This is a genomic window from Verrucosispora sp. WMMD703 (assembly GCF_049178935.1).
In the GTDB taxonomy this organism is placed as follows: Bacteria; Actinomycetota; Actinomycetes; order Mycobacteriales; family Micromonosporaceae; genus Micromonospora; species Micromonospora sediminimaris.
Genome location: NZ_JBMHMM010000004.1, coordinates 2,246,255 through 2,266,323 on the forward strand (window position 1 = coordinate 2,246,255; position 20,069 = coordinate 2,266,323).

Annotated in this window: 18 protein-coding genes; 9 read left to right on the top strand and 9 right to left on the bottom strand. The window is 72.3% G+C overall.

What is annotated here, in order from left to right; all coding sequences use genetic code 11:
* Nucleotides 1–221: 221 nt before the first annotated feature.
* Nucleotides 222–878 (top strand): hypothetical protein, encoded by a 657-nt coding sequence (locus ACN26Z_RS10865; protein WP_282239339.1) that lies wholly within the window; start codon nt 222–224, stop codon nt 876–878.
* Nucleotides 879–983: 105 nt separating this feature from the next.
* Here ACN26Z_RS10865 and ACN26Z_RS10870 read toward each other — a convergent pair whose 3' ends face one another.
* A complete protein-coding gene (locus ACN26Z_RS10870) occupies nt 984–2,720 on the bottom strand; it encodes a hypothetical protein (protein ID WP_421460959.1) in 1,737 nt (578 codons plus the stop codon).
* Between the two features lie 312 nt (nt 2,721–3,032).
* Here ACN26Z_RS10870 and ACN26Z_RS10875 point away from each other — a divergent pair, with 312 nt between their 5' ends.
* Genes ACN26Z_RS10875 through ACN26Z_RS10890 form a run of 4 tightly spaced genes read left to right on the top strand, consistent with a single transcriptional unit; the run spans nt 3,033 to nt 7,931 of the window.
* Nucleotides 3,033–3,866 carry an ABC transporter ATP-binding protein gene (locus ACN26Z_RS10875; protein ID WP_421460961.1) on the top strand — a complete coding sequence of 278 codons (834 nt, stop codon included), beginning with the start codon at nt 3,033–3,035 and terminating at the stop codon, nt 3,864–3,866.
* A 39-nt stretch (nt 3,867–3,905) separates the two neighbouring features.
* Nucleotides 3,906–4,889: an ABC transporter substrate-binding protein gene (locus tag ACN26Z_RS10880; protein WP_093403081.1), complete on the top strand. Its 984-nt coding sequence runs from the start codon at nt 3,906–3,908 to the stop codon at nt 4,887–4,889.
* Nucleotides 4,890–4,894: 5 nt separating this feature from the next.
* Complete coding sequence (locus ACN26Z_RS10885) at nt 4,895–6,991, top strand: iron ABC transporter permease (RefSeq protein WP_421464608.1); 2,097 nt, start codon at nt 4,895–4,897, stop codon at nt 6,989–6,991.
* Nucleotides 6,992–7,019: 28 nt separating this feature from the next.
* Nucleotides 7,020–7,931, top strand: a complete 912-nt coding sequence (locus ACN26Z_RS10890) for a siderophore-interacting protein (protein ID WP_421460963.1) — start codon at nt 7,020–7,022, stop codon at nt 7,929–7,931.
* A gap of 94 nt (nt 7,932–8,025) precedes the next feature.
* Here ACN26Z_RS10890 and ACN26Z_RS10895 read toward each other — a convergent pair whose 3' ends face one another.
* Nucleotides 8,026–8,541 carry a 2'-5' RNA ligase family protein gene (locus tag ACN26Z_RS10895; protein ID WP_421460965.1) on the bottom strand — a complete coding sequence of 172 codons (516 nt, stop codon included), beginning with the start codon at nt 8,539–8,541 and terminating at the stop codon, nt 8,026–8,028.
* Between the two features lie 46 nt (nt 8,542–8,587).
* Nucleotides 8,588–9,634 (bottom strand): NAD(P)-dependent alcohol dehydrogenase, encoded by a 1,047-nt coding sequence (locus ACN26Z_RS10900; protein ID WP_093403085.1) that lies wholly within the window; start codon nt 9,632–9,634, stop codon nt 8,588–8,590.
* Between the two features lie 144 nt (nt 9,635–9,778).
* Here ACN26Z_RS10900 and ACN26Z_RS10905 point away from each other — a divergent pair, with 144 nt between their 5' ends.
* Nucleotides 9,779–10,672, top strand: a complete 894-nt coding sequence (locus tag ACN26Z_RS10905; protein WP_421460969.1) for a DUF72 domain-containing protein — start codon at nt 9,779–9,781, stop codon at nt 10,670–10,672.
* A 19-nt stretch (nt 10,673–10,691) separates the two neighbouring features.
* On the opposite strand, the gene ACN26Z_RS10910 is transcribed toward ACN26Z_RS10905, so the two are convergent.
* From ACN26Z_RS10910 to ACN26Z_RS10920, 3 genes are all read right to left on the bottom strand, one after another.
* On the bottom strand, nt 10,692–11,078 hold the full coding sequence (locus ACN26Z_RS10910) for a hypothetical protein (protein WP_421460971.1): 387 nt from the start codon (nt 11,076–11,078) through the stop codon (nt 10,692–10,694).
* Between the two features lie 89 nt (nt 11,079–11,167).
* Entirely contained in the window at nt 11,168–11,806 is a 639-nt protein-coding gene (locus ACN26Z_RS10915) for a hypothetical protein (protein ID WP_282239332.1), read from the bottom strand.
* 96 nt (nt 11,807–11,902) lie between these two features.
* The gene (locus tag ACN26Z_RS10920; RefSeq protein WP_282239331.1) at nt 11,903–12,799 is read right to left on the bottom strand and encodes an RNA polymerase sigma-70 factor; all 897 of its coding nucleotides are present in this window, start codon (nt 12,797–12,799) and stop codon (nt 11,903–11,905) included.
* A 214-nt stretch (nt 12,800–13,013) separates the two neighbouring features.
* Between ACN26Z_RS10920 and ACN26Z_RS10925 the strand changes: the two genes are divergently transcribed.
* Entirely contained in the window at nt 13,014–13,547 is a 534-nt protein-coding gene (locus ACN26Z_RS10925) for a hypothetical protein (protein WP_421460975.1), read from the top strand.
* Nucleotides 13,548–13,583: 36 nt separating this feature from the next.
* Here the strand turns inward: ACN26Z_RS10925 and ACN26Z_RS10930 are convergent, their stop codons facing one another.
* Nucleotides 13,584–14,429 (bottom strand): alpha/beta fold hydrolase, encoded by an 846-nt coding sequence (locus ACN26Z_RS10930; RefSeq protein WP_421464610.1) that lies wholly within the window; start codon nt 14,427–14,429, stop codon nt 13,584–13,586.
* 92 nt (nt 14,430–14,521) lie between these two features.
* Nucleotides 14,522–15,781: a globin domain-containing protein gene (locus ACN26Z_RS10935; RefSeq protein ID WP_421460977.1), complete on the bottom strand. Its 1,260-nt coding sequence runs from the start codon at nt 15,779–15,781 to the stop codon at nt 14,522–14,524.
* Nucleotides 15,782–15,899: 118 nt separating this feature from the next.
* Between ACN26Z_RS10935 and ACN26Z_RS10940 the strand changes: the two genes are divergently transcribed.
* The gene (locus ACN26Z_RS10940) at nt 15,900–16,337 is read left to right on the top strand and encodes an RrF2 family transcriptional regulator (RefSeq protein WP_421460978.1); all 438 of its coding nucleotides are present in this window, start codon (nt 15,900–15,902) and stop codon (nt 16,335–16,337) included.
* Between the two features lie 48 nt (nt 16,338–16,385).
* On the opposite strand, the gene ACN26Z_RS10945 is transcribed toward ACN26Z_RS10940, so the two are convergent.
* On the bottom strand, nt 16,386–17,642 hold the full coding sequence (locus tag ACN26Z_RS10945) for a hypothetical protein (protein WP_282240566.1): 1,257 nt from the start codon (nt 17,640–17,642) through the stop codon (nt 16,386–16,388).
* A gap of 340 nt (nt 17,643–17,982) precedes the next feature.
* On the opposite strand from ACN26Z_RS10945, the gene ACN26Z_RS10950 reads away from it, so the two are divergent.
* The gene (locus ACN26Z_RS10950) at nt 17,983–20,040 is read left to right on the top strand and encodes a DNA gyrase/topoisomerase IV subunit B (protein WP_421460980.1); all 2,058 of its coding nucleotides are present in this window, start codon (nt 17,983–17,985) and stop codon (nt 20,038–20,040) included.
* Nucleotides 20,041–20,069: the final 29 nt, after the last annotated feature.

A 20,069-nucleotide genomic window follows, 5' to 3' on the forward strand; every position in this document is an offset into this window, starting at 1 on the left:
ATGGTATCCACAAAGGAAGGACTCCCATGAAGTTTTCGTGGCGCATCCGTCGCGCCCGGTAGATCTCGCTCGTTGTCGATGTCAGGGGAGTTTTCGTTTTTGGGCTAATCGGCACGGTCCGGCGTGCGCGCACCGGGCTAGCCGACAACCCTCCGTGGCCATGATCATGCGAAGGGTGTCGAACGAGGGGTAGCTGATCGACCAACGGGTGAAGGGGTGGGGTGTTGGAGACCAAGGATCCGACTGACATCGTCCGACTGGCGACGGCTGAGGCACGCCGGCGGATCGCCGGCGAGACAGACCTGACCGGCATCGTGGGATCCCGCACGTCCGATCTGGGCGGTGCCCTGCGGGACGTGTTGCGCTGCGCCCTGGTGGCGCAGCGGGTGGTGGCGCCGACGCGGCTGATCGCGCTCTGCCGCGACCTCGCCCTCGGGCCGGACGCCTTCGACCTGCTGGGTCACCACCTGCTGGGTGCCCTGGTCGGCTACCGTCCGGGTCCGGACGCGCTGGTCCGGGTGGGCGGGGCGCTCGGACTGGCGCGACGGGAACTGTTCACTCATCGACATTCTGTGCCTGGCGATCCACCCCGGCCCGCCAGCCGGGTCGGCCGAGGAAACAGCGCCTCCGTCCGTTACCGCTCGGCCAAGCCGCCGGAGCATCTGCCCTCGCCGCCGAGCTGGACCTGCACCGGTTGCGGGCAGGAGTGGCCGTGCGCGGTCAAGCAGAGCCAACTGCTCGCGGAGTTCGGCGGTGCCCGCGCCGCGCTCGCGGTCTACCTGGGCTCCTGTCTGCTGGCTGCCGCCCGGGATCTACCCGGGCTACCGCTGGCCCGGGCGCGTAACCGCTTCCTCGGCTGGCTGCCCCGCCGGCCGTGATGAGGAACCGTCCGCCGGTCGTCGACCGGCGGACGGGCTCAGGTCGCCTCCGGCGGGCTTGTGCGGACAGGCCGGTCGGCACGCGGCACCGCTCGGGTGGCCCGATCAGTTCGCCGCCGGCTCGGGTGCCCGGTCGGTGTCGTTCGCGGCGGGTGCCGCCGGCTCGGCCTGGTCGGACTGCTGGTTCGCCGGCTGGCCGGCGAACCAGTCGATGCCGCCCGGCCCGCCTGCCGCCACCGCAGCCGCCGCGCGAGCCACCGGATCCACCAGCGGGCGGGTGCCGTGCTCAGGTCCGCCACCTACTTTGCCCGAGCCTGGCTGCGGGTTGCCCGGCCGGCCGGTCGCGGCTCCGTTGCGCTCCTGGCCTGCCGGGGCGGCGGGGTCGGCCGCCGTCCGCTCCGAGCCCAACCCGGCCTGCTCGGCGTCCTCCTCGGCAGCGGCGGTCGCCCCCTCGGCCTGAGCATCGGCCGCCGGGGTCACCTCGCCACCGCCCGCCGTGGCCGCGTCGCCACCGGTCCGGGAAACCCCCAGTCGGGCGGCCACCATCGGGTACTCGGCGGTCTCGCCGCCACCGGCCGCAGCCGCCATCACCGCCGCGGCCGCCAGATCGGCGACCCGCTTGGCCTCCCGCTGCACCCGGGCCCGGGTCTCCTTGGCGTGCCGCTCGGCGGCCTCGGCCGCCCGGCGCACCTCGTCCAGTCGCTGACGCTCCGCCACGAGCTCGTGGCTGGTCTCCTCCAGCAGCTGCCGCAGCCGGTTCAGCTCGGCCTCGGTGGCGTCCTTGGCGCGGCGAGCCTCGTCGAGCTGCTGCTCGGCGTCGTCCAGCTGCTCGTGCAGCTGGGCCAGTGCCTGACGCTGCTCCCCGACCTCAAGCTGGACCGCGTGCAACTGTTCCTCGGCCGCCGCGGCCTGCTCGTCGCTGAGCTTGCGCACCTCGGCCGCCTGCTCGTCGGCGCGCTTGCGGATCTCCGCCGAGTACTGCTGGGCGTCGGCGATCATCGAGCTGACCCGCTGCTCGGCGGCGGTGCGTTGCGCGGCCAGCTCACGCTCGACAGCGGCCCGCTGCTCGGTCAGGTCCTCCTCGGCCGTGGCCCGTCGCTCGGCCAGCTCCTCCTCGACCGTGGCCCGCCACTGCGCCAGCTCCTGCTGGCTCTTCGACCGGGCCGCCTGGATCTCCTGGTGGATCTGGGTACGCGCCGAGGTGGTCAGCGCCTCCGCCGCCGAGCGGGCCTGCTCGACCTGCTGTCGGCACTGCTCGCCGATCCGCTGCGCCTCCTGCTGGGCACGCTCGTGTGCGGCCTCCCCGTCGGCGCGCAGCTTGTCGGCCCGCTCACGGGTCTCGGCCAGTTCCGCGTCGGCCGTCGCCCGCAACTCCTCGTACGTCTTCTCGTGCTCGGCCCGCCGGGCCGCCAGTTCCTCTTCCAGGTCGGCCAGCGCCTTGACGGTGCGTTCCCGCGCGTTGGCGAGCGTCTTCTCCGCCTCCGCCTGGAGTTTGGTGGCCCGCTGGGTGTGCGTGTCGATGATCGCCGCGGCCTGCTTCTCGGCCAGGTCCAGGATCTGGCCGACCATCGGACCCACGTCCTGGAAGGTGGCCTTGTCCACTTGCGCCGGTCGCTGCCGCAGCTCGGCCATCTCGCTCTGCACCGCCTGGAGCTTTCCGCTCAGCTCCCGTACGTGTGCGGTGGCCCGGTCCCGTTCCGCCGAGATGGCGGCGAGCCGGCCGTCCATCTGCTCGACGTAGCGCTCGACCTGCCGTTTGTCGAACCCGCGCAGGGCGACCTCGAAATTCGGCCGCGAGGCCAGGTCGTCGCGGACTGCGAACGGCTCCTCGCCGATGGACATGCCCCATCCTCCAGAGGATCGAAGAGCGCCACGCCGGCGGGCCGGCGGCGGATGACGCGCAACGTTACCGCTGCTCCGGCTGCTCTGTCCTCCCACCCCGGTACGGATTTCGCGCCGTCTGACGGGTGGTCCGGCATCGGCGTCCCGCCGATCGCACGTGGCTGCTTGTCCCGGTTACACGCCAGGGGACCGGCCGGCGACGCGGCGTGACGTATCGACCCTGCTCACCGGCGTCGAGAGGGGCTGGTGGGGCGATGAAAGTGAAACAGACCCGCGTCTTGACACGTACTTAGGTTAGGTTAGCCTAACCGCATGTCGAGCGGACTGATGACGAACGACGCCGAGCAGAGCCTACGCGGTGTCGACCTGCGCCTGGGCTACCACGGCACCACGGTGGTGCACGGCGCTGCGATCACCCTGCGTCCCGGCACCGTGACCGCGCTCGTCGGCCCCAACGGCAGCGGCAAGTCCACCCTGCTGCGGGCGTTGGCCCGGCTGCATCCGCTCGACAGCGGCACGGTGCTCTTCGCCGACGGCATCGCCGCGGCGGGTCTGCCCGCCAAGGAGTACGCCCGCCGGGTCACCCTGCTCGCCCAGAGCCGGCCGATCCCCAACGGCGTCACCGTCCGCGATGTCGTCGGCTACGGCCGCCACCCCTACCGGGGCCGGTGGCGCGCGGACGACCCGGACGGCCCGGCCGCCATCGCCCGCGCGATGGAGGTCACCGGCGTCAACGCCATGGCCGGCCGGCCCGTGGACGAACTCTCCGGCGGCGAACTCCAGCGGGTCTGGCTGGCCACCTGCCTGGCCCAGGACACCCCGGTGCTGCTGCTCGACGAGCCCACCACCTTCCTCGACCTGCGCTACCAGGTCGGGATTCTCGATCTGATGCGTGACCTCGCCGACGATCACGGCGTCGCGGTCGGCGTCGTGCTGCACGACCTCAACCAGGCCGCCGCGGTGGCCGACGAGGTGGTCCTGCTGCACGGTGGCCGGGTCCGCGCCACCGGCACCCCGGCCGAGGTCTTCACCGAACACGACCTGACCGAGACCTACGGCATCCGGATCGAGGTCAGCACCGACCCGCTCAGCGGGCTGGTGACGACCCGTCCCGTGGGCCGACACCTGGCCCGAATCCCGGTCTGAGCACAGACCGTTCACGACACCCACCCGAGAAAGAACATCATGTCCCGTACCCGTGTAACCGCCCTGGTGGCCGCCGCCACCGCAGTGCTGCTGGCCGCCTGCGGCACCACCGAGAACACCACCGAGCCCGCCGCCACCACTCCCGCCGCCAGCGGCCCGGTCACCGTCACCGACAGCCGGGGCAAGGAGGTCAAGCTCGACGCCCCCGCGACCAAGGTGGTCGGTCTCGAATGGGGCGAGGTCGAGATGCTTGTCAGCCTCGGCGTCATGCCGGTCGGCGTCGCCGACCCCAAGGGGTACGCGACCTGGGTCAGCGCCGCCAAGCTCGACGCGGGCGTCAAGGACGTGGGCACGCGCGGTGAGCCGAGCATCGACTCCATCGTGGCGCTGCAACCAGACCTCGTGGTCATGGAGGACGACCGCGGCGCCAACGTGATCACGCAGCTGGAGAAGTACGTCCCGGTCATCGTGACCAAGGGCAGCGACGCCTCGGACAACCTCGGCCGGATGCGGGCCGACCTGAACATGATCGCCACCGCGGTCGGCAAGACCGCCGAGGCGGAGAAGCTGCTCGCCGACTTCGACGCCGCCATCGCCGACGGCAAGAAGAAGATCGCCGACGCCGGTGCGGCCGGCAAGCCGTTCGCCATCGCCGACGGCTGGAAGGAAGGCAGCACGGTCAGCATCCGGATGTTCGGCGAGGGCGCCCTGGTCTCCCAGATCGGCATCCAGCTCGGCCTGACGAACGCCTGGACCGGCGAGACCGACCCGGCCTGGGGCCTGGGCCAGACCGACGTCGAGGGCCTGACCGTGCTCAAGAGCCCGGACCTGCACTTCTTCTACAACGCCTCGGACGGCGTCGACGTCTTCGCCGACGGGCTGAACAGCAACGCCATCTGGAAGTCGCTGCCCTTCGTCGAGCAGGGCAACCTGCACCGGATGCCCGACGGCATCTGGACCTTCGGCGGGCCGCTCTCCGGCAAGCAGTACATCGACCAGCTCGTCAGCACCTACGCGGTGTGACCACGCTGTCCGCGCCCCCGCGTCCGGAGCCGGCTGTCCAGCCGGCTCCGGCCGAGCGCCCCTCCACTCCCCGCGTCGTCGGGATCTTCGTCGCCGCCACCGCGCTGCTGCTGGCGGTCGTGGCGGTGCACCTGACCCAGGGCACCTCCGCCGTGGGTGCGCTCGACCTGCTCCGCCTGCTGACCGGCGGGGACGACGAGACCGCCCGGGTGCTCGTCGCGTCCCGGGTGCCCCGGCTGCTCGCCGGGCTGACCATCGGCGTCGCCCTCGGCTTCGCCGGTGCGGCGCTCCAGTCGATCGCCCGCAACCCCCTCGCGTCCCCGGACACCCTCGCCGTCAACGCCGGGGCACACCTGGCCATCGTCTCGGTCGCCGCGTTCGGCATCGCACTGCCCGCGCTGCCCGCCGGTGGCCTGGCCTTCTGCGGTGGCCTCGCCGCCGCCGGCCTGGTGATGGCGATGTCGTCCGGCGGTCAGGCCGGCACCACCCGGCTGATCCTCGCCGGCTCGGCCACCGCGCTGGCGCTCAGCTCGGTGACCATGCTGCTGCTCCTGCTGTTCGAGCAGGCCACCATCGGCCTGTTCGCCTGGGGCAACGGCTCCCTGGTGCAGAGCGACCTGGACACCCTCACCCAACTCGCTCCCGTGATCGTGGCCGCCGTGGCGGCGTTGATGCTGTTCGGCCACCGCCTCGACATCCTCGCCCTCGGCGATGACACCGCCACCGTGCTCGGCATCGACGTACGCCGGACCCGGCTGATCGTCACCGTGCTGGCGGTGCTGCTGTCCGCCGCAGCGGTCACCCTCACCGGCCCGGTCGGTTTCGTCGGCCTCTGCGCACCGGTGATCGTCCGGCTGCTCGGCCCGCTGGTGCCCGGCGTCCACCGGCACCGGATCCTGCTGCCGCTGTCCGGTATGGCCGGCGTCATCATCGTCCTCGGCTCCGACGTGCTGCTGCGGGCGCTGATGGGTGGTCAGGCCGGCGTCGACATTCCCACCGGCGTGGTGACCACCCTGTTCGGCGCGGGAATCCTGATCTGGCTGGCCCGCCGGCACCGCGACGCCGGCCCCACCCGTCGCCCAGCCGGCGGTCACGCCGCCGTACGCTCCGCGGCCTTCCACCGCACCGTGGTGGCGGTCGCCGCCACCGTCACCGCCGGGGCGGTGCTGCTCGGCATGCTCGCCGGGGACACCTGGCTGCTGCTCGGCGACATCGTCAACTGGGTCAACGGCAGCACCGGGCCGGCGTACACCTTCGTGCTGGACCAGCGGTGGCCGCGCGTCGCCGCCGCGATGCTGGCCGGCGCGGCCCTGGCGGTCGCCGGCACCACCGTGCAGGCGGTCTGCCGCAACCCGCTGGCCGAGCCCGGCATCCTCGGCATCACCGCCGGTGCCGGACTGGGCGCGGTCTCGCTGCTCACCTTCGTGCCGCTGGCCGGCGTCTGGGCCGTCTCCGGGGTTGCCGGGCTCGGCGCCATGCTGGCCTTCGCCCTGGTGTACGGCGCGGCCTGGCGGGGCGGCCTCAGCTCCGACCGGCTGGTCCTGATCGGCTTCGGTGCCTGGCAGGGCGGCATGGCCATGATCACCTTCATGATCGTGGCGTTCGACCCGTGGAACACCGGCAAGGCCCTCACCTGGCTCTCCGGCTCCACCTACGGCCGCACCGCGACCCAGGTGCTGCCGGTGGCGATAGCCCTGCTGGTGCTCACCCCGGCCGTGGTGGCCGCCCGCCGCGAGCTGGACCTGATGACGCTCGACGACGACACCCCACGGGTGCTCGGCGTCCGGCTGGAACGCACCCGACTGGTTGCGCTCGGTGCGGCGGCCCTGCTCACCTCGACGGCGGTCTCCGCCGTCGGCGTGATCGGCTTCGTCGGCCTGGTCGCACCGCACGCGGCCCGGGCTCTCGTCGGCGGCCGGCACACCCGGGTACTCCCGGTCGCCGCCCTCCTCGGCGCGGCCCTGGTCAGCCTCGCCGACACCCTCGGCCGCACCGTGATCGCTCCGGCCCAGATTCCCGCCGGGCTGGTCACCGCCATGATCGGCACCCCCTACTTCGTCTGGCTGCTGTGGCGTTCCCGCGCCGCCGCCCCACCCCGGTAAGCGCACCGACCCGACCCGGAGAGGCACCATGACCCACACTCTGCCCATCGCGCCCTGGCGGCTGTTCGCCGTCGAGGTCCGCGCGGTACGTCGGCTCAGCCCGTCCTTCGTCCGGGTCACCTTCACCGGTCCCGACCTGGACCGCTTCGCCGACAACGGGTACGACCAGCGGATCAAGCTGGCGTTGCCGCTGCCCGGCCAGGCCGGCGTCCACCTTCCACAGGGGCCGGACTGGTACGCGCGGTGGCGGACCCTGCCGGATCACGAGCGCAACCCGATCCGGACGTACACGGTGCGCGCGGTCCGGCCGTACCTGAGCGAGGTCGACGTCGACCTGGTGCTGCACGGCGACGGTGGACCGGCCACCCGGTGGGCCCGCCGGGTCCGCCCCGGCGACTCGATCGCGATCGTGGGCCCCGACTCGGCGTACGGCGGCGACCACGGCGGGGTCGAGTTCCGGCCCCCGTCGACCGGGCGCCTGCTGCTGGCCGGGGACGAGACGGCGGTGCCGGCGATCAGCGGCATCTGCGAACGGCTACCGCTGGACGCGCGCGGCCGGGTGCTGCTGGAAGTCCCTGAAGCCGGTGACGCACTGCCGCTGATCACGCCGCCCGGTGTCGAGGTGACCTGGCTGCCCCGGGGTTCCGGTGGATACGGCAGCCGCCTCGTCGCCGCCGTCGCCGCGGTCGCCGGAGACCTGCTCGCCGGCGCCTCGCCCGATGAGCGCGGGCCGCAGCTGGTCGACGAGGTGAACGTGGACCACGAGATCCTCTGGGAGGTGCCCGAGGCGCCCCCGACGGCCCCGCTCTACGCCTGGCTGGCCGGGGAGGCCGGCGTCATCCGTACCCTCCGCCGACACCTGGTCAGCGAGCGCGGCCTGGACCGCCGCGCGGTGGCCTTCATGGGCTACTGGCGCCACGGCCGCCCCGACCCCTCCTGACAGCTTTACCTGCTGATCATGGGTCAGCGGCGGCTTCGAGATCGACTCTGCCGCCAAACTGATGATCAACGATGCGGGGGGCAGGGTGGGGTGGTCAGGGGAGGGGGTGGGAGATGTTGCGGGCGTGGTCGGTGAGGGCGGCGGCGACGACGGTGGCCTCCAGGGGGAGCATTTCGAGGCAGCGGCGTACGGCGGTGGCCATCAGCGCGTTCGGCACCCGCATGGACAGCGTGCAGTGCGGCACCCACCGGCCCGGCCGGTAGTGCTCCACAATCGTCACCCCGCCCGCGACGAGCAGGTCGTGCACCCGCCGGTGGTGCGCCAGCAGCTCCGAGGTGGGTACCGGACCCAACCACAGCACCCGGCCGACGAACTGACCGGCGTGCTGGAACGACAACCGCAGTGGTGCCGCCACCGTGGTGCCGGCCAGCGCTGCGGTGACCTGCTCCGGATCGAAGCGCGGCGCGACCGCGAGCGAGACGTGGGGCCGGTGCCGCTGCTCCAGCAAGGAGCGCATGCTCTGCACCCCCTCGGCCTCGAGGGCGTCCCACAGCACCCGGATCCGCCGGGTGGCGACGGTGTCCAGGTACAGCTCCAACGCGGCGACCACATGATCACTCTAGGGTGGAGTCCGAGGAACGCGCCGTCCGGGCGGCTCACGGCACGATGACGGCTCGACCTTCAAGCGTGCCGTCCTGCATCATCCGGTACGCGCTCATCGCCTCGTCCAGGCTGAACGTGGTGGTTTTCGGCCGCACCAGCCCGCGCGCACCCAGATCGAGCACCTCCAGCAGCTCCGGGCGGCTGCCCCAGTAGGTGGTCTGGATACTGACCTCGTACGGCACGGAGAAGAAGCCGACCGACAGCGAGCCGCCGCCGAGCCCCACGATGCTCAGGTCACCCACGGTCCGGGCGGCGGCGACGCCCAGCTTCAGCGTGGCATCGGCGCCGACGAAGTCGAGCACCACGTCGGCACCCCGACCGCCGGTGACCCTGCGGATCTCCTCGGCGGTGCCTTCGGCCGATTGCATCGTCACGTCGGCACCGCACTCCTCGGCGAGCCGCAGCGCCTCCTCCCGGGTGTCCACCGCGACGACCCGGGCGGCGGTGGTCGCCTTGAGGACCTGCACGCCGACGTGCCCCAGCCCACCGACGCCGATCACCAGCGCGGTGCTGCCCGGAGGCAGCTTCGGCCAGGACCGGCGAATCGCGTGGTACGGGGTGAGCCCCGCGTCGGTCAGGGGTGCGGCGTCGACCGGGTCGAGCCCCTCGGGCAGCGGCAGCACGTGCCGGGCATCCGGCACCAACTCGTACTCGGCCATGCCACCGTCCAGACCGAGGCCACCACCTCCGCCCGGCACCGGCGCGGCGGCCGGGTTCTCGCAGTAGTTGTCGACACCGACCCGGCACCGGGCGCAGCGACCGCAACCCCACGGCCCGTAGACCGCGACCGGCTGGCCCACCTCCAGCCCGGTCACCCCGGAGCCGAGCCGGTGCACCCAGCCCGCGTTCTCGTGGCCGAGCGTGAACGGCGGATTCCAGGGCAGGCCGCCGGCCTCGAAGTCGTGCATCAGGTGCAGGTCGGAGTGGCAGGCGCCGGCGGCCCCGATCCGCACCACCACCTGGCCCGGGCCGGGTGTCGGTTCGTCGACCTCGACCAGTTCCGGCTCCGTCTTCCAGGCGGGCAGCCGCAGAGCACGCATCCCTGTCTCCCGTCGTCGTGACGCCCGAACCGAGGCTCCCCGACGGACGTCGACTCAAACCACCTCGGCGACCGCGCGCCCTCTCCTCGGGCGGTCACCGCCCAGCGGTTGCCGATCGGCCCGTTCGGCGGTCCACTGAACTACATGGGTGTCATCAAGGTGGGCACGTCCTCGTGGGCGGACCGGACGCTTGTGCGTTCCGGCTGGTACCCGCGCCAGGCGAACACCCCGGCCGGTCGGCTGGGCCACTACGCCGAGCGGTTCGGGCTGGTCGAGGTGGACACGTCGTACTACGCGGTGCCCGCGCCGGAGACCGCGCAGGGCTGGGTCGACGCCACACCCGAGGGGTTCACCTTCAACGTCAAGGCGTTCAGCCTCTTCACCGGTCACCCGACCCCGATCGCCACCCTGCCCGCCGATCTGCGACCGACCGGCGGACCGACCCGGATCCGCCGGCGCGACCTGCCGACGGCCGCGTACGACGAGTTGTGGAGCCGGTTCCGGGCGGCGCTGACGCCGATCGCGGCGGCCGGCCGGCTCGGCGCGGTGCTGTTGCAGTTTCCGCCGTGGCTGGCCCGTGGCGAGGCGGCCCGGCGACGGATCACGGAGCTGGCGTCACGCTGCCGGCCGTGGCGGGTGGCCGTCGAGTTGCGGCACGCCTCCTGGTTCGACGGGACGGCGGCGCTGGAGACGTTGGCCTTCCTACGTGACCAGGAGCTGACCTTCTGCTGCGTGGACATGCCGCAGGGGCATCCGGACTCGGTGCCGCCGATCCCGGTCGCCACCGCCGACCTGGCGATGATCCGGTTCCACGGCCACAGCAGCGCCTGGACCAGCGGTGACAAGGAGGACCGGTTCCGGTACGCGTACGGCGACGAGGAACTGCGCCGCTGGTCCGAGCTACTGGTCGACCTCGCCGGGCAGGCCGACGAACTGCACGTGCTGTTCAACAACTGCTGCGCCGGTCAGGCCCAGCGCGACGCGGAACGGCTCGCCGGCCTGCTCGACGGGGCCGACCGGCGGGCCGTACGGTCCTGACCGGACAGTGCGGCGGCACTCACCCGCGCCAGGTCCCCTCCGGGTGCATCCCGGTCGCCTCCTCCAGCGCGTTGTCCGGCAGATCCCCGTCGGCGGCGTCGTCCGGGAAGCTGCGCCGCGACGGCGCGGGGTCCGGCGGTGCCCCGGGCCCGGCCACCGGCGTACGGGTCGGCTCCACCGAGCCGAACCCGTGCCGCCCGGCGGGCCGTTCCGTCGTATCACCGGTGAGGGGGCCGGCCGCGCGTCGTTCACCGCGTCGTCCCTCGGGCACGGCGGTCTCCTCGCTGCCCTCGTCCATCGGGGAGTCCGCACCGGCACCCCACGGCGGATCCGCGTCGAAGCCGTCGGTGGTCCCCCAGGGTGCGACACCCTCGGGTGCCCGGTCGTGCCTGTCCCTGTCCGTCATCGCCACCTCGCTGATCGGTGCCCGGTCGCCGGTCTACGTGACACCGGCACCCGGCACATGGGTGCGCTGGCGTTCGTGTGGTTCAGCCGTCAGCGGCCGGACATCGTCATCTGTCGGATCGCCTTGGCCGCCGCCATCCCGCCGGCACCCTTGCCCATCATCTTCGACGTGTGCCCCATGCCACCCACGCGGCCGAGCATGCCGCGTAGGACCTGGCCCGGCTTCTGCTGCTCACCCATGTAGGCGGTGACCACGATCAGGGCACCGGTCAGTGCCGGAATCGCCCATTGCAGCATCTTCAACTGGCGCTGGCAGGACGCCACGTTCGCCGGGGTCTGCTGGTTCGGCTCGGTGACCCCCTCGACCGACGGCTGTCCGGCCTTGGCCAGCCGCATGCCGAGCAGTCGGCTGTACCCGGTCACCGCCAGGGCGCTCACGGTCAGCGCGGTCTTCACGGTGCTGGCCCGGCCGACGCCGGCCTGGGCGACCATGCGTGGGCTCTCGGTCACCAGCTCGCCGACCGCCCCGGCGAGGTGGGCACCGATGGCCGCCGCGTTGACCGGCGTCCACCGGTTCCAACCGGTCGACGCCACCGAGAGTCGTTGGGTCGAGTCGCCCATCCGGGCCGCGGCACCGTTGACGCCGAAGGCACCCATCAGGGAGCCGCCGAACCAGGCCGCCAGGCCCAGGTCGTGCATCGAACGAAGTGCGGTGTGGCTGTCAGACATCTGGTCCCCTTCCGCCGTATCGGGCGCAGCGGCTTACCCACCTTCGGTGGGGCTAATCGCTGTGACCTCGGGCGACGTGCCTGCGTCGGTCGGCGTTCAGCGTCGGGCGAGTCGGGTCTCGGCTGCGACCCGGGTCAGCTTCTCCGGGTTGCGCACGTAGTACAGGCCGGCGATGCCCGTCTTCCCGACCCGGACCGCCATCACGCCGTCGAGCTCACCGTCCAGCTGCACGACGAGGGCGGGGCTGCCGTTGAGCGACGTGGCGGCTGCGGTCAGCCGGCCCGGCACCTTGCGGAGACCACCGACGATCATGCGGGCCACCTTGTCCGCGCCGACGATCGGGTTCGGCACGGCCTGCCGCACGCCGCCGCCGTCGGCGACCAGGACGACCTCGGGGGCGAGCACGTCGAGCAGCGCCTGGAGATCGCCGGTCTCGACCGCGCGCTGGAACGACTCCAACGCCGCCCGGGTCTCGCGGGGGGAGACCACGTCGCGGGGACGGCGGGCGTTGACGTGCTGGCGGGCCCGGTGCGCGATCTGCCGCACCGCGGCGGGGCTGCGGCCGACCGCGGCGGCGATCTCGTCGTAGCTGACGTCGAACGCGTCGCGCAGCACGAACACGGCCCGTTCGGTCGGCGACAGCGTCTCAAGGACGAGCATCAGCGCCATCGAGACGCTCTCGGCGAGTTCGACGTCGTCAGCCACGTCCGGCGCGGTGAGCAGCGGCTCGGGCAGCCACGACCCCACATACGCCTCCTTGCGGCGGCGCATCGTGCGCAGCCGGTTGAGGGCCTGCCGGGTGGTGATCCGGACCAGGTAGGCACGCTGGTCGCGGACCCGTCCCAGGTCGACGTCGACCCACCGCAGCCAGGTCTCCTGGAGGACGTCCTCGGCGTCGGCGGCCGACCCGAGCAGCTCGTACGCGACGGTGAACAGCAGGTTGCGGTGGGCGACAAAGGTCGCGGTCGCCGGGTCGGTGGCGCGATCACTCACTGTCTCGACCTTTCCTCCGTGCGGGTTCCGGTACCTCCTCGGCAGGTCACGGGGTCTCCTTCGCGTCAGGGTCCGCTCTCAGGACACCGCGGCCCTGGCCGCTGTGCCGTCGAGTGACGCAGGTCATATCGTGCCGGCTGGGTCGCCGGCGCGGCGGTCGCCTCGCGGCTCCGCCCCAACAGATCGCATTGACCGGTCCGATTAGGCTCGCCGCATGGCAACTCCGGCACCCGAAGCGGGCTCGGAACACCAACTCGTGTGGGCCCCCGGCGAGGTGATGACCCGCATCGAGCAGGAGGTACGCCCGCAGCCGAGCCTGCCCCGCCGGATCGCGCTGGCGGCGTCGGGCGCGTTCGTTCTCAGCTGGCCACCGACCTTCGTCGTGTTCGCGCTGGCCACCCTCGTCGCGCCGTCGGTGACCGACGAGGCCGGTGTCGGCCGGGTCGCCCTCTGGGCCTTGCAGTTCGCCGGCCTGACCGCGGTCGCGGCGGTGGTCGGCGCGGCGCTGCGACGATCCGCCGAGCCCGAGCTGGACCCGTCGCCCGGACGGATCGCGCTACGGATCGCAGGCCACGCGCTGGTCACCGTGGCCTGCGCCGGGCTGGTGCTGGCCCTGGCCGGGCTCTCCGTGGGTCAGTACGCGACGCTGACGGCCACGCTGGTGGTGGTGCTGCACCTGCTGCCGATGGCCGTGGCCCGGCTGCTGTTCCGGCTTCGCCGACGCGGTTCGGCCAGCCCGTCGGCTTGACCGGCTGTCCGGCGTCCCGGCCCGCCGCTGGGCGGGTCAGCGGGCGGGCAGGGTGGTGACGAAGTCGGCCACCCGCGCGGCCAGCGGCCCGCCGGCACGTACCCAGGTGAAGTGGTCCAGGTCGGTACCCGGCGCGCCGTAGCGCTCACGCTCGACGGGAGCTGCGGTGAGCTTGGCGCAGAGCCGGTCCAGCGTGGGATGCGGGGTGTACTGGTCGCCGTCGACGCTGATCGCCAGCACCGGGGTGCGGATCCGGCGTACCGCCGCCTCCGTGTCCACCCCCTCCAGCTCGGGAAAACGTCCGGTGCGGGCCGTGTGCGCCCAGTCGCGGATCACCCCGCGTGCCTGCCGGCCACCGAAACCCCATCCGGGCCAGACGCCGAGCAACCTGGCGGTGGCCGCGACGCCCTGGGTGTACGGCAGTATCCCGTACCGTCGGGGGCCGGTGAAGTCACGCCAGTAGGGGATGCCGACCGCGATCAGGGCCAGCCCGTCCACCTCGTGCTCGCCGTGCAGGGCCAGGTGCAGCACGGCGGCCTGACCGCCGAGGGAGTGCCCCAGCAGCAGGGTCCGCCGGCCGTCCAGCCGGGGCTTGAGCGCCGCCCGTACCGCTCCGATGTCGGCGGCCAGTTCGGTGTAGCCGTACCGGCAGGTGCGGCTCGGCCGCGGCGTGCTCTCGCCGGTGCCGCGCAGGTCCGCCACGACCACGGCGAGCCCGGCGGCGCGCAGCGCGGCGGCGAACGGTCGGTAGTACCGGGCCCGGACTCCCATCGCCGGCGCGATCAGCACCACCGGGGCGTCGGCCACGCCGACGGGCTCCGGGTAGACCTGGATGCCGAGCCGGGCACCGTCGACCTGGACGAACTCCTGCTGGTACTCCACCACGTTCACGACCACAGGTTACCGGCGGGTAGGTGGCGGCTGGGGGTCGCCCCCGGCGGGACTGCGCCCGCGCCGGGAGGCGACCGGCGGCGTCACCGTGGCTCGCCGCGCAGCATGCCCGGGCCGAAGACCTCGTAGGCGATCCGCTCCACCGGTACGCCGCGACGCAGCAGACCGCTCCGGACCAGGTTCATGAACGGCAGCGGGCCGCACAGGTGCACGTGGGCGTCGGGCGTGAGCGGGATCAGCTCCGGATCGACCCGGCCACCGCTCACCGTGGCGGTGAGATCGCGCGGCGTCGCGTCGCTGGTGTCCTCGTACCATAGCGTGGTGTGCAGGTTGGGCAGCGCGGCATGCAGGCGCGGCAGGTCACCGCGTAGGGCGTGCGTCGCGCCGGCTCGATCGGCGTGCACCAGCACCACCGGTCGTCGTGGTGCGGTGACCGCCAGATGCTCCAGCGCGGCCATTGCCGGGGTCAGCCCGATACCGGCGCTCACCAGCAGCAGCGGCCCGTCTCCGGCCACCGCGCTGACCTCGCCGAAGGGCGGGCTGAGTCGCAGCGTGTCACCGACGCCCACGTGCTCGTGCAGGAAGGTCGAGACCAGGCCGTCTGGTGCGCCGTCGAGCCCGCGTAGCCGCTTGACGGCGATCCGCCAGTCGGTGGCCCCTGGGCGGCCGGTGAGGCTGTACTGCCGGATCTGCTGACCACGACCGCCGTCGAGGTCGACCGCGACCGAGGTGTACTGGCCGGGGATGAACGTGGGCGCGGCCCTGCCGTCCGCGGGTGCCAGGGTGAACGACACCACGTCGCCGGTCTCCTGCCGGCGGGCGGTCACGCGCCACGGCCGCCACACCGACTCGCCCTCGGCCAGCCCGGCGGCCGCGTAGAGCCGGGCCTCCCGGGCGACCAGCTCGCAGGCCAACAGCCAGTAGACCTCGTCCCAGGCGGCGGCGACCGGCGGCGTCACCGCATCGCCGAGCACCTCACCGACGGCAGCGAGCAGGTTGCGACCCACCAGCGTGTACTGGGAGGGGGTGATGCCCAGCGACGCGTGCTTGTGGGCGATCCGGTCCAGAATCGGTCCCCAGGGCACGGTGCTCGCACCGGTCAGGTGCTCGGCGTAGGCGACCACCGCGGCGGCCAGGGCGGCCTGCTGCGCCCCGCTTGCCTGATTGCCCCGGTTGAACAGGTCGAGCAACTCCGGATGAGCCTCGAACATCCGCTGGTAGAACCGCCGCGTGATGGCCTCGCCGTGCGCGCGTACCGCGGGCAGGGTCGCCGACACCACCGCTGCTGAGGACTGCGTGAGCACGATGTTCTCCTTCTGGTTCGACCGTTCGGACCCCCACACAAAACAGGATTTGCAGATACCTGTTTTAGGGTCGAAGGTCCCGGATCGACGGTCGTACAGGTCACACCGGGGAGTCAGCCGACCGTGGCATCGAGCCGCCACAGCCTAGGGTCGGTACGTGAAGCTCAACAGATCCACCGACATGGCACTACGGATCGCCATGCACGCTGCGGCTACCGGCCGCCGGACGACGGTGGACGAGTTGGCCGAGCGGCTGGCGCTGCCCCGCAACCACGTGGCCAAGGTGGTGCAGCGACTGCAGCGCCTCGGCGTGCTGGTGACCATCCGGGGTCGCTTCGGCGGGGTGGCCTTCGCCGCCGAAGGTGCGGCCTACACCGTCGGGCAGGTGGTTCGGGCGTTCGAGGGCGACGGCGAGGTGGTCGACTGCGAGGCACCGGCCTGTCCACTGCGGTCGGCCTGCCGGCTGCGGGCCGAACTGCGTCGGGCGCAGGAGGCGTTCCTCACCGTTCTCGACGGGGTCAGCCTCGGCGATCTGGTCGACGGGCCGACCGGGTCGGTGCTGCTCGCCCTCGGCCCGACACCCCCGGCATCGTGAGCAACGGGTACCGCCCGGACCTCGCGGGTCCGGGCGGTACCGAGCCGGTCAGGAAACGCTTATCGTGCCGTTCGAGCCGCGTACGCAGGCGACCGAGCGGGCGGCGGTGGTGGCCGCGCCGGAGAGGCACTGGCCCAGCACCTGGTGCCCGGCCGCATTCGGGTGCCACGACTCCTGACAGGTCTGGAAGTAGCTCACACAGGTGTTGGCGATCCGCTGGATGGCGATCTTGTCCTTGCCGGAGAGGCTGGTCACGAAGGTGCCGTTGGGCGGGCTGTCCATCAGCCGGATCGGGGTGGCCAGGGTGCCGGCCGGGCTGTTCGTGTTCTCGCAGAGCCGGGCGCCGTCGAAGGCCCGCTGCACGTTGAGGTAGACCAGGTCGGCGCTGGCGAACTCGGCGGCCAGGGTGTCCCGGGCGGAGCGCACGATGGTGCCGAGACCCTGTGAGAACCGGTGGCCGGGAGCGAGGCTGGCCCGGTGGATCGGGCAACCGGCCGCGTACCGCTCGGCGCCCAGCGCGCGGAACTTGTCCCGGGTGTCGTCCCGGTTGTCCTCGGAGTGGTACGTGGGGGCCAGGTCCAGCGGCAACGGGTTGGTGTAGTCCTGCAACACCACCCGGTGCTGGCCGTCGGCGTCCACCTCGCGCAGGGTGGTCAGGATCTGGCGTACGGCCGCGGTGGTCTCCGCCGTCGCGGCGGTGATCTGGGCGGCGGTGGCCAGGTCGGCGTCCGTACACGGCTTCTGCTCGACCGGCCCGTTGAGGTACGCCCAGAACTCCCACCAGCCGGTCCAGGCGTCGGCGATGAACCGGTTGGCACACTTCTCGGCGACCCCGCCGAAGGTGAACGAGCTGTTGTTCGAGCCGAGCCCGATCAGGACCAGGTCGATGTCGTGGGTCTGGGCGACCGCGCGGAGCTGGTCGAGTTGGGCGGCGACCTGGCGGCCGTTCGTCCGGGCCGACGAGGCGGCGGCGATGTCGTGCGGCTGGCCGCCGGAGCAGGCGAGATTGAACCGGTTCTGGATGCCGGGCAGCGTCGCCTTGTGCAGTGAGGCGTTGGCCGACCGGTGACAGAAGAAGGCGTCGCTGTTGGGTGCTGTCCACCCGGGGAAACTCCGCGCCACGCCGGTCGCGTCGACCACCGGCTGGTAGGAGCCGGCGCCCTCGCCGCTGATGAAGCTGTCGCCGAGAGCCACCGCCGCGGTGGGTGGTGCGGCCGAGGCGGCGGGGGCCGCGACGGCGGTGGAGAGGGTCGCTGCGGTGACGGCCAGGGCCATCGCGGCGGCGGTACGACGCAACGCGGACATCGGCATCCCCATCCGTTCATAGAAATATGAAAGATCCTCTGGTGCGGTGATGAGATCACGCAGGTGTGACGAACGTCAACAGCGGGAAACATCTGTGACGAGCGGGTCCAGCGGGGTCAGGGAGGCTCCCGTGGCTGACGTCGAGCACCGCCGCCGGGCATAAGACCGGCAGCCGGGACGTTGACCGCAGCAGGTCCGCCAGCAGCGGCCCACGGCGTGCCGGGCGGGTGTCCGCACAGGTTGTCGGGGCGTACGGCTACGCTCGCTGCGGCGTGCCCGCGCCGGGCCGACCGCCGACGGCGCGGGGGAACACATCGCCGAGACCGGGGAGTACGACCAGTTGACCGCAGAGCCTGACACCCTGTATGGGGCCGACGACCTCACGCACCTTGAGGGGCTGGACGCCGTCCGTAAGCGGCCCGGCATGTACATCGGCTCCACCGACAGCCGTGGCGTGGGTCACCTCGTCAACGAGATCCTCGACAACTCGACCGACGAGGGCGTCGCCGGCCACGCCACCGCCGTCGAGGTCGTCCTGCACGCCGACGGCTCGGTCCAGGTCGACGACAACGGCCGAGGCATCCCCACCGACGTGCACGCCCGCTCCGGCATCTCCGGTGTCGAGCTGGTGCTCACCCGCCTGCACGCCGGCGGCAAGTTCGGCGGCTCCGGCTACAAGACCTCCGGCGGCCTGCACGGCGTGGGCGCCTCGGCGGTCAACGCCCTGTCCCGCCGCTTCGACGTCACCGTCCGCCGGGGCGGCAAGGTGCACACCATGTCGTTCCGACACGGCGTGCCCGGCATCTTCGACGGCGACGGCCCCGACGCGCCGTTCACCCCCGGCCCCGGACTCCAGGTCGTCGGCGCCGTCAAGCGTGGCCAGCGCACCGGCACCTCGATCCGTTACTGGCACGACCCCCGCTACTTCGAGACCGGTGCCACGCTCGACCACGACGCGGTGCGGGCCAAACTGCGGCACACCGCCTTCCTGGTCCCCGGTGTCGGCTACACGCTGCGCGACCACACCACGGAGGAGCCCACCGAGGAGCGCTTCCACTACCCCAACGGCCTCACCGACATGGTGGAGTTCCTGGCACCGGCCGGCGACCGGCCGGTCTCCGGCACCCTGCTGGTCACCGGCGAGGGGACGTACCGGGAGAACGCCGCCGACGCCAACGGCGTCATGCAGTCCAACGTGCAGCGCCGGGCCGAGGTCGAGATCGCCTTCCGCTGGGGCACCGGCTACGAACGCACTGTCGAGTGCTTCACCAACACCATTCGCAACGCCCACGGCGGCACCCACCGCAAGGGCTTCGAGCGGGCATTGGCGCGTACGCTCGCCGACGCCGTGCGCAACACCCGGGGCCTGCTCAAGGCCAAGGAGGACGCGCCCACGCTGGACGACGTCCTGGAGGGCATGACGGCTGTGGTGCACGTCCGGGTGCCCGAGCCGCAGTTCACCTCGCAGACCAAGGACGAGCTCTCCACCGCCGGCATCACCAAGGTCGTGCAGGGCCTGGTGGAGCAGCACATCAAGTCCTGGCTGGACGACCGCAAGACGCGCACCGAGGCGCGTACGGTCCTTCAGAAGATCGTCGACGCGTCCCGGGTACGCCTCACCCAGAAGCAGCAGAAGGACGCGGCCCGCCGCAAGACCGCCCTCGAAGGCGCGGCCATGCCCGCCAAACTCGTCGACTGCCGCGCCTCGGGCATCGACAGGAGTGAGCTGTTCATCGTGGAAGGGGACTCCGCCCTCGGGACAGGGCGGCTTGCCCGTTCCGCGGAGTATCAGGCGCTTCTTCCGATCCGGGGCAAGATCCTCAACGTGCAGAAGGCCAGCCTTCAGCAGGTGCTCGACAACGCCGAGTGCGCGGCGATCGTGCAGGTGCTCGGCGCCGGCTCGGGGCGCACCTTCGACCTGTCCGCGCTGCGCTACGGCCGGGTCCTCATCATGGCCGACGCCGATGTCGACGGCGCGCACATCCGGACACTGCTGATCACCCTCTTCGCCCGGTACATGCGACCGCTGATCGAGGCGGGCCGGCTCTACGCCGCCATGCCGCCCCTGCACAAGATCACGACCAGGGGGCGCAACCCGGAGACCGTCTACACCTACACCCAGGCGGAGATGGAGTCGACGGTGCGCCGGTTCGAGAAGGCCGGCAAGCAGATCGTCACCCCGGTGCCCCGGTTCAAGGGTCTCGGCGAGATGGACGCCGACGAGTTGTGGGAGACCACGATGAACCCGGCCACCCGCGCGGTACGCCGGATCACCCTGGACGATGTCGAGGCCGCCGAGCGGATCCTCGAACTGCTGATGGGGGAGAAGGTCGAGCCGCGCCGCAACTGGCTGATCGACTCCGCCGACCGGGTCGACCGTGACGCCATCGACGCCTGACCACCGCGTCTCTCGGAAGGAAAGCTGAG

Excerpts from the sequence above, each read along its gene's own strand:
- ACN26Z_RS10870 (WP_421460959.1), bottom strand. The coding sequence starts at position 2,720 with ATGTCCATCGGCGAGGAGCCGTTCGCAGTCCGCGACGACCTGGCCTCG.
- ACN26Z_RS10925 (WP_421460975.1), top strand. The coding sequence starts at position 13,014 with ATGGCAACTCCGGCACCCGAAGCGGGCTCGGAACACCAACTCGTGTGG.
- ACN26Z_RS10880 (WP_093403081.1), top strand. The coding sequence starts at position 3,906 with ATGTCCCGTACCCGTGTAACCGCCCTGGTGGCCGCCGCCACCGCAGTG.
- ACN26Z_RS10890 (WP_421460963.1), top strand. The coding sequence starts at position 7,020 with ATGACCCACACTCTGCCCATCGCGCCCTGGCGGCTGTTCGCCGTCGAG.
- ACN26Z_RS10875 (WP_421460961.1), top strand. The coding sequence starts at position 3,033 with ATGTCGAGCGGACTGATGACGAACGACGCCGAGCAGAGCCTACGCGGT.
- ACN26Z_RS10900 (WP_093403085.1), bottom strand. The coding sequence starts at position 9,634 with ATGCGTGCTCTGCGGCTGCCCGCCTGGAAGACGGAGCCGGAACTGGTC.
- ACN26Z_RS10945 (WP_282240566.1), bottom strand. The coding sequence starts at position 17,642 with ATGTCCGCGTTGCGTCGTACCGCCGCCGCGATGGCCCTGGCCGTCACC.
- ACN26Z_RS10915 (WP_282239332.1), bottom strand. The coding sequence starts at position 11,806 with ATGTCTGACAGCCACACCGCACTTCGTTCGATGCACGACCTGGGCCTG.
- ACN26Z_RS10905 (WP_421460969.1), top strand. The coding sequence starts at position 9,779 with ATGGGTGTCATCAAGGTGGGCACGTCCTCGTGGGCGGACCGGACGCTT.
- ACN26Z_RS10910 (WP_421460971.1), bottom strand. The coding sequence starts at position 11,078 with ATGACGGACAGGGACAGGCACGACCGGGCACCCGAGGGTGTCGCACCC.